Below are 13,207 nucleotides of genomic sequence, written 5' to 3'. Positions count from 1 at the left end.
TGGTGGGCTCATCGGGGGTTCGCCCGGAGGGGCCAGGCTCGGCGCCATGAGCATCGTTCAGCGCATCGCGATCATCGGCGCCATCGTGGCGGTCCCGCTGGGCATCGCCGGGATCAGCCAGGCACTGTCGGACTCGCCCGCCGAGCCGAAGGTCCCCGACCGCGTCCAGGTCGGCGAGAGCACCACGCCGGCGGGGCCGTCCACCGGGCCGCCGGTGACCGGGTCGCCGTCGACGGGGCTGCCGCCGCGCTCGCCGGGCACGAGCGGCTCCCCGTCGCCCTCGCCGTCCCCGTCGCAGTCGCCGTCGCTCGTCCCCGCGCCGCCGCCCGTCTACGACGATGACGCGGACGACCGGAACGAGCGGGACGACGACGCGGATGACGGCTGACCGGCCGCGGCGCCCGGTCGTCTCGGCGCGGCTGCGCATCCTGCTGTGGCTGATCGTCGTGATGGCGGTGGCGATGGGGTCGGTGGCGCTCGCCGTGCGGGCGATCCTGATCGCCGAGGTGGAGAACGACAGCGTGCAGCTGCTGGAGCAGGAGGCGCGCGAGTTCGAGCAGTTCGCGAGCGAGGGGCTCGATCCGGACACCGGACGCAAGTTCGACGATCCGGGCCGGCTCCTCTACACGCATCTGCGCCGCCAGCACGCCGACGACGACGAGCTGCTGCTGGGCGTGATGGCGGACGGGCGGATCATCCGGCAGGACCGGGAGGGCCCGTACGACCTCCAGGACGACGCCGCGGCGATGCGCCGGATCCTGGCCGCGCCCGGCCCGTCCGGCCGCACGCCGAGCCCGGCGGGGGAGATCCGCTGGGCCAAGATCGAGACGGCCGGGGCGCGGCCCGCGACCTTCGTGATCGCCTACTTCATCGAACGGGACTTCGCCGAGGTGGACCAGATGGTGCGCGTGATGGGCGGCGTGTCGGCGCTGGCCCTGCTGGGCGGCGCCGGGATCGGCTGGATCGTGTCCGGGCGGATCCTGGCCCCGGTACGGCTCGTCCGCCGGACCGCCGCCGAGATCACCGAGCAGGACCTGGCACGCCGCATCCCGGTCCAGCAGCGCGACGACGTGGGGGAGCTGGCCGCGACGTTCAACGCGATGCTGGACCGGCTGGACCGGGCGTTCGCGACGCAGCGGCGGTTCGTGGACGACGCCGGGCACGAGCTGCGGACGCCGATCACGATCGTCCGCGGCCATCTGGAGCTGATGGGGGACGATCCGGCCGAGCGCGAGGAGACGATGCGGCTGGTCAGCGACGAGCTGGACCGGATGAGCCGGATCGTCGAGGACCTGCTGCTGCTCGCCAAGGCCGAGCGGCCCGACTTCGTCCAGCTCCAGTGGGTCCCGGTGACGGAGCTGACCAGCGACATCTACGCCAAGGTGCGGGCGCTGGGGGATCGCGAGTGGGTGCTGGACGGCATCGGCGAGGGCGAGGCGCGGGTGGACCCGCAGCGCGTCACGCAGGCCGTCGTGCAGCTCGCGCACAACGCCGTCCAGCACACCGGGCCGGGCGACACCGTCCGGGTCGGGTCGGCGCTGGACGACGAGCGGGCGCGGTTCTGGGTGGCCGACTCGGGGCCGGGCGTGCGGCCCGAGGACCGGGAACGGATCTTCGACCGGTTCGCGCACGGCGGCGCGGCCGGGCGCCGGCCGCGGACCGGGGCCGGGCTCGGGCTGGCGATCGTCACCGCGATCGCGGCCGGGCACGGCGGCACGGTCCGGCTCGGCGGTGAGTACGGGCAGGGCGCGACGTTCGAGCTCGACCTGCCGAGGGCGGGCCGGGGGAAGGGGCAGCAGCCGTGAACAGGATCCTCATCGTCGAGGACGAGCACCGCATCGCGACGTTCATCGAGAAGGGCCTGCGGGCGAACGGGTTCAGCACGACGGTGGCCGAGGACGGCGACGTCGCGCTCTCGTACGCCGGCGGCCTGGGCTTCGACCTGATCCTGCTGGACATCGGGCTGCCGGGCCGGGACGGGTTCACGGTGCTGCGGGCGCTGCGCGAGGCGCGGGTGATGACACCGGTGATCGTGCTGACGGCGCGCGACTCCGTCCAGGACACCGTGGCGGGGCTGGAGGGCGGCGCGGACGACTGGATGACCAAGCCGTTCCGGTTCGAGGAGCTGCTGGCGCGGGTGCGGCTGCGGCTGCGCGGGCCGTCCCGGGCGCCGGAGGTGACGCTGCTGCGGTCGGGCGGGCTGACGCTGGACCTGCGGACGCGGCGGGCGCGGTCCGGGGACCGCACGGTCGACCTGACGGCGCGCGAGTTCGTCCTGCTGGAGCTGTTCCTGCGGCATCCGGGGCAGGTGCTGTCGCGCGAGCAGATCCTGTCGCACGTGTGGGGGTACGACTTCGACCCCGGCTCCAACATCGTGGACGTGTACGTGCGGCAGCTGCGCAAGAAGCTCGGCGACGGCTGCGTGGAGACCGTGCGGGGGATGGGCTACCGCCTGCCCTGACCTGCGGGTTCGCAGATGAAGGCGGCTTCATGTGCGGTTCATGGGGGGCTCACCGCCGCTTCGGATGATCGACACATCGATCGTCCGAGGGAGGCGGGGAAGCGGTGCAGACGACGGCGGTGACGGCGGCGGTGCCGACCGGGGCCGTGATCCGGTACGCGCTGGTCGCGGCGGCGGCCGCCGCGGTGTGCGCGGGGATCCTGCTGGGGGCCGGCGGCCTCGGCATGACCGGGCGGATCACGCTGGCGGTGTTCGCGGTGGCGACGCTGATGTGGATGTTCACGCCGGTGGACGACACGTTCGTGGCGCTGGCCGCCGGGCTGGTCCTGATCACGGTCGGGGCGCTGGAGGCCGACGTGCTGTTCGGCAGCCTCGGCGAGCCGACGATCTGGCTGCTGATCTGCGCGTTCGTGCTGGCGGCGGGGATCTCGCGGACGGGCCTGGCCACCCGCGCGGCGGCGTTCTTCGTGTCGGGGGCGCGGACCGTGCGGCAGCTGGCGCACCTGACGGCGGCGGCGCTGGTCGCCAGCGCGTTCGCGATCCCGGCGACGTCGGGACGGGCCGCGCTGGCGCTGCCGGTCTTCCTGGCGCTGGCGGGCGCGCTGCGGGAGCGGCGCCGGGTCGTGCTGGCACTGGCGCTGATCTTCCCGGCGGTGATCCTGCTGTCGGCGGTGGCGACGCTGATCGGCGCCGGCGCGCACCTGATCACGGCTGAGATGCTGGCGCAGGCCACCGGCGACCGGATCGGGTTCGTGCAGTGGCTGCTGCTGGGCACGCCGCTGGCGCTGGCGTCGTCCCATCTGGCCGCCGAGGCGGTGCTGCTGATGACGACGACCCGCGAGGACCGCCGCACGCCGGTCGAGATCCGCGCCGAGGACATCGGGGAGGCCGCCGGGACGCGGGTGACCGGCCCGCTCACCGAGCACCAGCAGCGCTCGGCGGCGCTGCTCGGCGTGGTGGTCGTGCTGTGGTGCAGCGAGCCGCTGCACGGCGTGCCGCCCGCGGTGGTCGCGCTGGTCGGCGCCATCGTCAGCTGCTCGCCCTGGCTTGGAACGGTCCGGATGGGCGACTCCCTCAAGACCGTCCCGTGGTCGATGCTGCTGTTCATGGCCGCGACGATGGCCATGGGGACCGCGCTGACGGCGTCCGGCGCCGCCGCCTGGATCGCCGGCGGCCTGTTCGGCGGGGGCGGCTCCGGCGGCCGGGAGACGCCCGCGTGGCTGTTCATCGGCACCGTCGTGGTCGTGAGCGCGCTCGCCCACCTCGTGCTCCAGTCCCGGTCGGCGCGGTCCAGCGTGCTGGTGCCGCTGGTGATCGCCGCCGCGGCCGCGGCCGGGGTGTCGCCGGCCGCCGCCGCGTTCGCCTCCACCGCCGCGGCCGGGTTCTGCCTCACGCTCCCGTCCTCGGCCAAGCCCGTCGCGCTCTTCCACCAGGTCGAGGGCGTCGCCACCTACACCTCGCGCGACCTGCTCCGCGTCTCGGCGGTGCTGGCACCGCTCACGGTCGCGCTCGTCCTCGCGTTCGCGCTCCACGTCTGGCCGCTGCTCGGCCTGCCCGTCTGAAGGAGATCACCATGCGCATCGTCATCGCCCCCAGCGGGTTCAAGGAGTCGCTGAGCGCCGAGCAGGTCGCGGCCGGGATCGCGCGCGGCGCGCGGCGGGTCGTCCCGGACGCCGTGATCGACCCGCTGCCGCTGGTCGACGGCGGCGAGGGCTCGGCGGCGGCGCTGGCCCGGACCACCGGCGGGCGGATCGTCCCGGCCGTCACCACCGGGCCGGCCGGGCGGCCGGTCGGCTCGCACTTCGCGATCATGGGCGGGCCGGGGCCGCGCACGGCGGTGGTCGAGATGGCCGCCACGGCCGGGCTGCGGCTCGTGCCGCGGGACGAGCGGGACCCCGGCCGCACGACGACGGCCGGGGTCGGAGAGCTGATCGCGGCGGCGCTGGACGCGGGCGCCGAGCGGATCCTGGTCGGCTGCGGCGACTCGGGGACGTCCGACGGCGGTGCCGGGGCGCTGCGCGCGCTGGGCGCCCGCCTGCTCGACGCGCACGGGAACGACCTCCCGCCGGGAGGGGCCGCGCTCGCCGGGCTGGACCGGATCGACCCGTCCGGTCTCGACCCCAGGCTGTGGCGTACGGAACTGCTCGTCGCCTGCAACCCGTGCAACGTCCTGTGCGGGCCGGAGGGCGTGGCACGCGTCTACGGGCCGCAGAAGGGCGCGGCGCCGGACCAGGTGGACGCCCTCGACCGGGCGCTGGCCCGCTGGGCGGACGTCCTGGAACGCGACCTCCGCGTGCCCGCCGGGCTCGACGTCCGTACCGGCCCCGGAACGGGCGCGTCGGGCGGGCTCGGCGCGGGGCTGGCGGCGGTGGGGGCGCGGCTGCTGCCGCGGTTCGAGGTCCTGCTGGCGCACGTGGACCTGGACGGGCTGCTCGCCCGCGCCGACCTGGTGATCACCGCGGAGGGGGCGATCGACCGGCAGACCTCGCGGGGCAAGATCCCGTCGGAGGTGGCGCGGCGGGCCAAGCGGTACGGGAAGCCGGTGCTCGCGCTGGCCGGGACGATCGGCCGGGACGCCCATCTCGTCTACGGCAGCGGCATCGACGCGTTCGCGGGGATCCTCCCCGCCCCGGTGGACCTCGCGGAGGCCATGTCCCGGGGCGAGGAGTTCCTCGCGGACGGCGCCGAGCGGGCGCTGCGGATGGTGCTGCTCGGCGCCGCCCTCGACCGGGCCGTCCTCGATCAGACGGCGGCGGGCTCCGGCGTCTTGCGGGCGGCACCGGTGTCCGCGTCGGTGCCGGCGGGGGCCGGCGCGGCCTCCGAGGTCAGCTCGGCCGGGGCGGCGTTGTAGACGCGCTCGTCCAGGAGCCCCTCGGACCGGGCGACCAGCACCGGGACGGTCAGCTGGCCGGCCACGTTGAGCGCCGTCCGGGCCATGTCGATGACCTTGTCGATCGCGATCAGGTAGCCGACCGCCTGGAGCGGCAGGCCCACGGTGGTCAGCGTCAGCGTGAGCGCCACCAGCGCCGGGCCGGGGGTGCCGCCGGTGCCGAGCTGCCCGATCACCGCGGCCAGCGCGATCAGCAGGTAGTCGGTCAGGCCCAGCGAGATGCCCATGTACTGCGCCACGAAGATCGCGGCGACCGCCGGGTAGATCGCGCCGCAGCCGTCGAACTTGATCGTGGCGCCGAGCGGCTGCGCGAAGCTCGCGTACTCGGGCTGCACGCCGTTCCGCTCGATCTGCACCTTCTGCGCGATCGGCAGCGTGGCCAGCGACGAGGACGACACGAAGCCGAACTGGAGCGCCGGCCAGGTGTTGCGGAAGAACTTCAGCGGCGAGACGCGGCCGAACACCCGCAGCAGCACCGGGTACCCGACGAACAGCATGATCGCGACCGCCAGGTAGATCGCGCCGGTGAACTTGGCCAGCGGCGCCAGCGAGCTGGGGCCGTACGTGGCGACCACGGACGCGATCAGGAAGAACGAGCCGATCGGGGTGAGCCGCACGACCCACCAGACGATCTTCTGCATGACGACGTACAGGTCGTCGAACAGCGCGGTCAGCCGCTCGCCGCGCTCGCCGACCGCGACCAGCGCCGCACCCAGCAGGACGGCGAACGTGACCAGCCCGAGGATGTTGCCCTCCGACATCGCCTCGACGATGTTGGACGGGAAGAGGTTGTCCAGGATCTGCGTCCAGGTCACCTCCTCGGTCTCGGTGGCCTCGCCGGCGAGCGTGCCGAGGCCGGCGCCCGGCCGGACGACCAGGCCCACCGCGAGCCCGATCGCGGTGGCGATCGCCGAGGTGATCACGAACCAGCCGAGCGTCTTGGCGGTCAGCCGGGCCACGCTGCCGACGTTCCGCAGCCGCCCGACGCTGACCACGATCGCGGCCAGCACCAGCGGTACGACGATCACCCGCAGCAGGCTGGTGTAGACGCCGCCGAACGGGTCCAGCCAGCTCTCGGCGATCTTCTCGCCGTCACCGAGGTTGTTGATCAGTGCCCCGGCGGCGACGCCGAGGACGAGGGCCAGCACGATCTGCTGCCAGAACTGCCACTTCCAGACACGAAGACTCACAGCACGGATCTCCAGGAACATGAGGCATCGCCCGGCCGCCGGCACGGAGCGATGGAAAGAGCGAGAGAGACAGAGGGAAGTCGAGGGCTCGTCAGGCGTGACAGAGCACGCTGGCGAGGCGGCACAGATCGATGTGCAGCCTGGCCACGAGCAGGACGGTCTTCTCCGCGAACCTCACGGGGAGTATCAACCGCGACGTCCGATCACGCTGTTCCCGGAAATGGAGTGATCTGGCCCACTACGGCGCGGTCAGTGCCGCCGCGACCGGGTGAGGACCCGGACGATCCCCACCAGCCCCAGCCCGGCCAGCAGCACCGGGCCGAGGATCTCCGGCCCCGCGACCGGATCGTCCGACAGCGCGCCGGCCAGGAACACGCCCGCCACCGCCAGGAAGAACAGCCCGGTCACCACGGCCCCCGGGTCGAACCGCCGGGCCTTCTTCACGGCCTTCCGCGCCTCTCCCGCCTCTCCCGCCTTCTCCGCCTGTTCCGCGTCCCTAGCCACGGGTCACCTGCACATCGCCGAACCGGCTGCGGATCCGCAGGACGATCACCGGCGGGTTCTCCGCGCGCGGCCCCTCGGGCTCCAGCACCTCGGTGCTCCTGGCGTTCGGGCCGCCGATCTTCCGGCGGCCGGGCAGGTCCAGATCGCCCAGCCCGACCCTGGCGTCGACCTCGATCCGGGCGGCCTTCGGCAGCGTCACGTCCAGCTCCCCGAACCAGACCTCGGCGTTCACCGCCACCCGCTGCCCCGGCCGCAGCGGCAGCGCGGTCAGGTCGAGCCGGCCGCTGCCCGCCGCCATCTTGTAGTCCTGCGCGGCGGACGCGTCCACGGGCCGCCACTCGACCTCGCCGTACCGCGCCCCCGGCGGCGCCTCCGCGGCCACCGACGACGTCAGCAGCGCGCAGGTCAGCACCGTCCCCATCACCGCCAGCCCGCGGGACCGGAACCAGCCGCCCAGCAGCAGCCCGCCCCCGACCACCGCCAGCGCGGTCGCCGACACGATCATCGCGGCCTGCGGGCCCTCGTGGGCCCGCGCCGCCGGGAAGACCGCCGCGCCCGCCGCCAGCGCGGCCAGCAGCGTCACCGACGTGAGCGGCGAGTGGCCGCCCCGGCAGCGCTCCACCGCCGCCGTCGCGCCCGCCGGCTCCGCGTTCGCCGCGGGCGGCGCCGCGGCCCGCGGACCGCTGAACCGGGCCAGGTCGATCATGCCCTCGGGCAGGTCGCCGCCCGGGGCCCGCTGGTGGGCCCGCTTCTCGAACGAGACGGCCATCGGCTTCCCCTCGGCCTCGTCTTCCGGTACGGGCGGATGGCCCTGGAGCCGTTCCGGGAACGCGCGGGCCGCCGCCGCGAGATCCACGCCCCGGCCGTGCGCCGCCAGCATCACCAGCCCGAAGACGGTCAGCACCGCGACGGTGTCGGTCGACACCCCGGCGCCGAGGAGCCCCGTGCCGAGCAGGCTGAACGCGACCGCCGCGCACAGCAGCGCGCCCAGGATCGACAGGACTCCGGCGGCGTCGAACCGGCGCCGGAACAGCCGCTCGGCGAGCGCCGCGCGGCCCGGTGCGGCGGGCATGAACAGCGCCGCCGCCATGTACAGCATGATCCCCTGGCCGTGCGCGAACACCAGGATCGCGAACGCGACCCGGTACACCACCGGGTCGATGCCGGTGTGCCGCCCCAGGCCGGTGCACACCCCGCCCAGGATCCGGCCCTCGGTGTCCCGGGCCAGCCGCGACGGCGCCCGCGGTGCCTCCGGGGCGTGCGGTGCCCTGTCGTCGTCCGCCATGGCCACCATCGTTCCGCCTCCCTCCCGCGCGCGGTATCCGGGAGGTCCCTGAGCCGACCCTGAGGAAACCGGCGGCCGTTCAGGGGCGGGCCCTGATGCGCCCGCGCGCGGGGCGTGTGACGATCGACGGCGTGGGGGACATCGCGGTGAACGAGAACGCGGCCCGGCTCGAACGGCGCTCCGACGGCCGGCTGCTGGCCGGCGTGTGCCGCGGCCTGGCCGGGCACCTGGGCGTGGACGCGTTCCTCGTCCGCGCCGCGTTCGTGCTGCTCACGCTGGCCAGCGGGCTCGGCGTCGCCGCGTACATCGCGCTCTGGGTGCTGGTGCCGCTGCGCCCGGACGACGGCCGGTGGCCGTCCCGCGCCGCCCGCGACTGGGGGCAGCTGCTCGCCTACACGGCCGTGGCCGCCGGGCTGTCCGCGCTGACGTGGGGCGCGGGGTTCGCGCAGGCGGCGCTGTGGCCGTTCGTCGCCGGCGGGATCGGCGCCTCGATTCTTTGGCAGCAGGCCGACCGGGAACAGCGGCAGCGCTGGGTGGTCCCGCTCCGCCAGATGTGGCTGCGCAGCCTCCTGGGCGTGCTCCTGGTCGCCGGCGGCATCGGCGGCTTCCTGGTGCAGCAGGTCGAGGTGGCGCAGGCGCGGTCCGTCCTGATCGCGATGCTGATCATCCTCACCGGCATCACGGTGATCGTCACGCCGTGGGTGGTCCGCATGTGGCAGGACCTGGACGCCGAACGGCACGAGCGCATCCGCTCCCAGGAACGCGCCGAGCTCGCCGCGCACGTCCACGACTCCGTCCTGCACACCCTCACGCTGATCCAGCGGAACGCGCACGACCCCCGCGAGGTGCAGCGGCTGGCCCGTTCCCAGGAGCGCACCCTGCGGACCTGGCTCTACCAGCCCAAGGCCGACCCGGACCGGACGTTCGCCGCCGCCATCCGGGAGATCGCCGGCGAGGTCGAGGACGACCACGGCGTGCCGATCGAGGTGGTCTGCGTCGGCGACACCGACCTGGACGAGCGCCTCAACGCCGGCCTCCAGGCCGCCCGCGAGGCCATGGTGAACGCCGCCAAGTACGCGGAGGCCCCGTCGGTGTCCGTCTACGCCGAGGTCGAGGGCGCCGACGTCGCCATCTTCGTCCGCGACCGCGGCAAGGGGTTCGACCTGGAGCAGATCCCGGAGGACAGGATGGGCGTGCGGGGGTCCATCATCGGACGTATGGAACGCAACGGCGGCACCGCCCAGGTCCGCACCGCCCCCGGCGAGGGCACCGAGGTGAGGCTGGAGATGAGGAAGTGAGCGCGAACGGCCGCGCGGCCGCTGGACTGAGGAGCGCAGGGAGCCTGCGACCGGAGCGACGAGGGAAGCGGTCGCGTGAGGCGGCCGTGAGCCGCCGAGCGGAGGCGAGGCCATGAACACCGTCGTTCTCGTGGACGACCATCAGATGTTCCGGACCGGGGTGAAGGCCGAGCTGGGGGACGGGATCGAGATCCTCGGCGAGGCGGGCGACGTGGACGAGGCGGTCGAGGTCATCCGCGCGCGGAAGCCCGACGTCGTCCTGCTGGACGTGCACCTGCCGGGCGGCGGCGGCATCGAGGTCCTGCGGCGGCTGCACGGCAGCGTCCCGTCCCGGTTCCTGGCCCTGTCGGTGTCCGACGCCGCCGAGGACGTGATCGGCGTCGTCCGGGGCGGCGCCCGCGGCTACGTCACCAAGACGATCTCCGGTCCCGAGCTGACCGACGCCATCGCCCGGGTGGCCGAGGGCGACGCGGTCTTCTCGCCGCGGCTGGCCGGCTTCGTGCTGGACGCCTTCGCCGCCTCCGACGTCCCGGCCGTCGATCCGGAGCTGGACCAGCTCACCCAGCGCGAGCGCGAGGTGCTGCGCCTGATCGCGCGCGGCTACGCGTACAAGGAGATCGCCAAGGAGCTGTTCATCTCCGTCAAGACGGTCGAGACGCACGTGTCGAGCGTGCTGCGCAAGCTCCAGCTGTCCAACCGGCACGAGCTGTCCCGGTGGGCCGCCGCCCGCCGCCTCGTCTGACGGTCAGTCCGCGGGAGCGACCCGGCGGAGGGCGGAGACGGCGAGGTCGGCGACGTGCTCGACCGTCTCGACGCCGCTCTCCATGGACGGGTGGCCCTGCGTGCACACGGCCACGAGGAAGTCGTGGCCGCGGGCGGTGATGCGGCCGACGCTGTTCACGGCCCAGCCGGTGCCCTGGAGGCGCAGCGGGACCCAGCCGTTCTTGATCGCGACCCGTTCGCCGGGGCGGGCGGCGGCGCTGATGCCCCAGCGCTGCTCGCCGTCGACCGAGCCCATCAGGTCCAGGACGTGCCGGCGGTTGGCCGCCGACAGCGGGCTGCGCGGGCTGACCAGGGCGTTCATCAGCCGTACCTGGTCGGCCGGGGTCGTCTTGGAGGCGCCCCAGACGCCCGGGTACGGGGTGGTCTCCCGCAGGCCGAGCCGCTTGTTGGAACGGGCGACGCCCGCGCCGTTCCCGGCGGCGGAGTAGAGGGTCTGGGCGGCCCTGTTGTCGCTCAGCCGGATCATCTCGGCGGCGATCGCGCGCTCGCCCGCGGAGAGGCCGCGCTTCTCGCGCTGCCGCTGGAGGAGGAGGCTCGCGAGGATGTCGACCTTCATGATGCTCGCGGTCACGAACCTGCCGTGCTCGCCGTATCCGAACGACGTGTCCGTGCTCAGGTCGGACACCATCACGCCGGCGCGGCCGGGCCTCCCGGCGAGGTAGGACTTCACGACCCTGGTCAGGGTCGTGCGGTCGAACCGCCGCGGGCCGCCGGGCGGCGGCGCGGGCGGCACGGCCTGCTCGCGCGCGGCCGGCTGCGCGTTCCGGGCCTGCTGCGGGCCCATCGCGGTCCATCGCGGCCACTGGGTGACCGCCACCCCCGTCGCCGTCCCCGTGGCGGCCAGCGCGAGAGCGCAGGCCAGTACCGTGCGTCGCATCGACATCCCCCGATTCATGCGACCGGCGGCACCGCCGCCCAACGATCTTGATGGCGCCCTACCCCGGAGAAGGCGCTCGATGCGTGGGGCGGATGTGGCACCGTGGGCCCATGTCCCAGAACGCGGTCTACCTGGTCACCGGGGTGCAGGCGGCCGGCAAGTCGACGGTGGCGCAGGCGCTCGCCGAACGGCTGCCGAGGTCCGCGCACGTGCGGGGCGACGCCTTCCGCCGGTTCGTCGTCGGCGGGCGCGCCGAGATGGGCCCGGAGCCGAGCCAGGAGGCCCTGGAGCAGCTGCGGCTCCGGCACCGCCTGGCCGCCGAGGTCGCCGACTCCTACGCCGAGGCCGGGTTCACGGCCGTTCTGCAGGACGTGCTGCTGGGGGAGTGGCTGCCCTGGACGATCGGGCGCATCCGCACGCGGCCGCTGTACGTCGTCGTCCTGGCGCCGGGCCCGGAGGCCGTCGCGAAGCGCGAGGCGGGGCGGGACAAGCGGGCGTACGGCGCGTTCAGCGTCGAGGACCTCGACCGGATCCTGCGCGAGACGACGCCGCGCGTCGGGCTGTGGCTCGACTCCTCCGGGCAGACGGTGGAGGAGACCGTGGACGAGATCCTCGCCCGCGCCGTCCCCTACGAGTGACCCCCCGGGGGGCGGCTCAGAGGATGTCCGGGAGGCGGGCGGGGCAGCCGGGCTCGCAGCGTTCGCAGTGGTACGCGACGCGGCGCGCGAACGAGGTCAGCATCCGGTCGAGGAACAGCCTCAGGAGCGCCCCCGTCCCCCGGTACTTCGGCTCGAACGCGCCCTCCCAGCGGATGACGGTCTCGAAGCCCCGCGGCTCCAGGGTGACCTCCGCCCGGTACTCCTTCAGGGGCAGCCCGGACAGCGCGACGTAGGCGTAGCGGCGGGGCGGGTCGTACTCCACGACCTGCTCGCGGGCGGGCGGGATGGCCCGGATGGCGCCGACGCCGTTGGGGGCGTCGTCGCCCGGCCGCTCGCGCCGGGCCCGCGACGGGAACGTCCCCCACTCGCTCCACGCCTCCGCCACCACGAGGTGCTTGAAGACCACCTCCGCGCCGGCGCGCGTGGTGGCGGTGGCGCCCACGCTGTACGGTCCGGTCCGCTGCCGCATGCCCACTCCCGAAGTACGGTCCGGTCTCAGGCCGTGTTCACGACCTGGTAGCTCTCGGCGAGCCGCCCCTCGGGCCAGCCCGCGGCGAGCGCGTTGCCGGCCAGCCAGCCGCGCAGCATCTCCTCCAGCCCGTCGCCCATGTGCGCGGTCTGGCTCGCGTGCGCCTTCAGCGCCGCCAGCTTGCGCGGGAACGCGTCCGTCACGTCGGTGTAGTGGTTCACGGCGGGGCCGCCGCTGAGCCACACCTCGCGCGCCGTCCACGCCTCCAGGCCCTCGTCGGCCAGCAGTTCGGGGAACGCGTACGGGTTGCGGGCGTCGGGGTAGACGGCGTCGAGCGTCGCCGCGCCCACCGCGCGGTGGTCGGGGTGGCTCGGGTAGATCCGCTCGTAGTTGCGTTCCGGGCTGGACGTCAGCACGCGGTCGGGCCGCACCTGCCGGATGACGCGCGCGATGTCGCGGCGCAGGTCGAGCGTGGCCTCCAGCAGCCCGTCCGGCCGGCCGAGGAACCGCACGTCCTCCACGCCGACGCACTTGGCCGCGGCGCGCTGCTCCTCGCGGCGCAGCTCGGCCATCTCGGCCCTGGTGACGGCGTCGTCGAAGCCGCCCGCGTCGCCGTCGGTGACCATGAGGTACACCACCTCGACGCCCCGGTCGGTCCAGCCCGCGATCGTTCCCGCCGAGCCGAAGTCGACGTCGTCGGGGTGCGCCATCACGGCCAGTACGCGCCGTACCTCGCTGTCGTCCAGAACATGTGTCACATTTCCACCCTAAGCCGTGCATCCGTCACCGGT

General features: G+C 74.3%; 15 protein-coding genes. 8 read left to right on the top strand and 7 right to left on the bottom strand.

Annotation, left to right across the window (positions count from 1 at the left end):
- Window positions 1-46: 46 nt before the first annotated feature.
- The 5 genes from ACA361_RS05315 to ACA361_RS05295 all read left to right on the top strand — a co-directional run bounded on the left by ACA361_RS05315 (window position 47) and on the right by ACA361_RS05295 (window position 5,312).
- A complete protein-coding gene (locus ACA361_RS05315; RefSeq protein WP_375010640.1) occupies window positions 47-388 on the top strand; it encodes a hypothetical protein in 342 nt (113 codons plus the stop codon).
- Window positions 378-1,805 carry an ATP-binding protein gene (locus ACA361_RS05310; RefSeq protein WP_375010639.1) on the top strand — a complete coding sequence of 476 codons (1,428 nt, stop codon included), beginning with the start codon at window positions 378-380 and terminating at the stop codon, window positions 1,803-1,805. The genes ACA361_RS05315 and ACA361_RS05310 overlap by 11 nt, the downstream gene beginning before the upstream one ends.
- Window positions 1,802-2,461: a response regulator transcription factor gene (locus ACA361_RS05305; protein WP_375010638.1), complete on the top strand. Its 660-nt coding sequence runs from the start codon at window positions 1,802-1,804 to the stop codon at window positions 2,459-2,461. Before ACA361_RS05310 ends, ACA361_RS05305 begins: the two co-directional genes overlap by 4 nt.
- A 104-nt stretch (window positions 2,462-2,565) precedes the next feature.
- Window positions 2,566-4,023: an SLC13 family permease gene (locus ACA361_RS05300; RefSeq protein ID WP_375010637.1), complete on the top strand. Its 1,458-nt coding sequence runs from the start codon at window positions 2,566-2,568 to the stop codon at window positions 4,021-4,023.
- Window positions 4,024-4,034: 11 nt separating this feature from the next.
- On the top strand, window positions 4,035-5,312 hold the full coding sequence (locus tag ACA361_RS05295) for a glycerate kinase (RefSeq protein WP_375010636.1): 1,278 nt from the start codon (window positions 4,035-4,037) through the stop codon (window positions 5,310-5,312).
- Here ACA361_RS05295 and ACA361_RS05290 read toward each other — a convergent pair.
- From ACA361_RS05290 to ACA361_RS05275, 4 genes are all read right to left on the bottom strand, one after another.
- Window positions 5,204-6,541, bottom strand: a complete 1,338-nt coding sequence (locus ACA361_RS05290) for a dicarboxylate/amino acid:cation symporter (RefSeq protein WP_375010635.1) — start codon at window positions 6,539-6,541, stop codon at window positions 5,204-5,206. The two genes, ACA361_RS05295 and ACA361_RS05290, sit on opposite strands and share 109 nt — an antisense overlap.
- Before the next feature lie 91 nt (window positions 6,542-6,632).
- Window positions 6,633-6,719, bottom strand: coding sequence for a putative leader peptide (locus ACA361_RS05285; protein ID WP_375010906.1), 87 nt, complete (start codon window positions 6,717-6,719; stop codon window positions 6,633-6,635).
- A gap of 71 nt (window positions 6,720-6,790) precedes the next feature.
- On the bottom strand, window positions 6,791-7,045 hold the full coding sequence (locus tag ACA361_RS05280; RefSeq protein WP_375010634.1) for a hypothetical protein: 255 nt from the start codon (window positions 7,043-7,045) through the stop codon (window positions 6,791-6,793).
- Window positions 7,038-8,330: a PspC domain-containing protein gene (locus tag ACA361_RS05275; RefSeq protein WP_375010633.1), complete on the bottom strand. Its 1,293-nt coding sequence runs from the start codon at window positions 8,328-8,330 to the stop codon at window positions 7,038-7,040. The genes ACA361_RS05280 and ACA361_RS05275 overlap by 8 nt, the downstream gene beginning before the upstream one ends.
- A gap of 131 nt (window positions 8,331-8,461) precedes the next feature.
- Here ACA361_RS05275 and ACA361_RS05270 point away from each other — a divergent pair, with 131 nt between their 5' ends.
- Together ACA361_RS05270 and ACA361_RS05265 are read left to right on the top strand one after the other, a co-directional pair.
- A complete protein-coding gene (locus ACA361_RS05270; RefSeq protein WP_375010632.1) occupies window positions 8,462-9,628 on the top strand; it encodes a PspC domain-containing protein in 1,167 nt (388 codons plus the stop codon).
- A 112-nt stretch (window positions 9,629-9,740) separates the two neighbouring features.
- On the top strand, window positions 9,741-10,370 hold the full coding sequence (locus tag ACA361_RS05265) for a LuxR C-terminal-related transcriptional regulator (RefSeq protein WP_375010631.1): 630 nt from the start codon (window positions 9,741-9,743) through the stop codon (window positions 10,368-10,370).
- A 3-nt stretch (window positions 10,371-10,373) separates the two neighbouring features.
- Here ACA361_RS05265 and ACA361_RS05260 read toward each other — a convergent pair whose 3' ends face one another.
- Window positions 10,374-11,288, bottom strand: a complete 915-nt coding sequence (locus ACA361_RS05260; protein WP_375010630.1) for a serine hydrolase — start codon at window positions 11,286-11,288, stop codon at window positions 10,374-10,376.
- 110 nt (window positions 11,289-11,398) lie between these two features.
- On the opposite strand from ACA361_RS05260, the gene ACA361_RS05255 reads away from it, so the two are divergent.
- Window positions 11,399-11,926, top strand: a complete 528-nt coding sequence (locus ACA361_RS05255; RefSeq protein ID WP_375010629.1) for an AAA family ATPase — start codon at window positions 11,399-11,401, stop codon at window positions 11,924-11,926.
- A 16-nt stretch (window positions 11,927-11,942) separates the two neighbouring features.
- Here the strand turns inward: ACA361_RS05255 and ACA361_RS05250 are convergent, their stop codons facing one another.
- Together ACA361_RS05250 and ACA361_RS05245 are read right to left on the bottom strand one after the other, a co-directional pair.
- Window positions 11,943-12,416 (bottom strand): SRPBCC family protein, encoded by a 474-nt coding sequence (locus ACA361_RS05250; protein ID WP_375010628.1) that lies wholly within the window; start codon window positions 12,414-12,416, stop codon window positions 11,943-11,945.
- 26 nt (window positions 12,417-12,442) lie between these two features.
- Window positions 12,443-13,126: a PIG-L deacetylase family protein gene (locus ACA361_RS05245; RefSeq protein ID WP_375010905.1), complete on the bottom strand. Its 684-nt coding sequence runs from the start codon at window positions 13,124-13,126 to the stop codon at window positions 12,443-12,445.
- Window positions 13,127-13,207 lie beyond the last annotated feature (81 nt).

The sequence above is a fragment of the Actinomadura sp. 21ATH genome (assembly GCF_041951345.1).
Classification (GTDB): Bacteria; Actinomycetota; Actinomycetes; order Streptosporangiales; family Streptosporangiaceae; genus Spirillospora.
Note: the sequence above shows the minus strand (reverse complement) of the source record. Positions and strands in the feature narration are given on the sequence as shown.

What these genes read in the sequence shown, in the direction of transcription:
- ACA361_RS05265 (WP_375010631.1), top strand. Translation starts at nt 9,741, where the DNA reads ATGAACACCGTCGTTCTCGTGGACGACCATCAGATGTTCCGGACCGGG.
- ACA361_RS05275 (WP_375010633.1), bottom strand. Translation starts at nt 8,330, where the DNA reads ATGGCGGACGACGACAGGGCACCGCACGCCCCGGAGGCACCGCGGGCG.
- ACA361_RS05250 (WP_375010628.1), bottom strand. Translation starts at nt 12,416, where the DNA reads ATGCGGCAGCGGACCGGACCGTACAGCGTGGGCGCCACCGCCACCACG.
- ACA361_RS05295 (WP_375010636.1), top strand. Translation starts at nt 4,035, where the DNA reads ATGCGCATCGTCATCGCCCCCAGCGGGTTCAAGGAGTCGCTGAGCGCC.
- ACA361_RS05255 (WP_375010629.1), top strand. Translation starts at nt 11,399, where the DNA reads ATGTCCCAGAACGCGGTCTACCTGGTCACCGGGGTGCAGGCGGCCGGC.
- ACA361_RS05315 (WP_375010640.1), top strand. Translation starts at nt 47, where the DNA reads ATGAGCATCGTTCAGCGCATCGCGATCATCGGCGCCATCGTGGCGGTC.
- ACA361_RS05245 (WP_375010905.1), bottom strand. Translation starts at nt 13,126, where the DNA reads ATGGCGCACCCCGACGACGTCGACTTCGGCTCGGCGGGAACGATCGCG.
- ACA361_RS05260 (WP_375010630.1), bottom strand. Translation starts at nt 11,288, where the DNA reads ATGCGACGCACGGTACTGGCCTGCGCTCTCGCGCTGGCCGCCACGGGG.
- ACA361_RS05310 (WP_375010639.1), top strand. Translation starts at nt 378, where the DNA reads ATGACGGCTGACCGGCCGCGGCGCCCGGTCGTCTCGGCGCGGCTGCGC.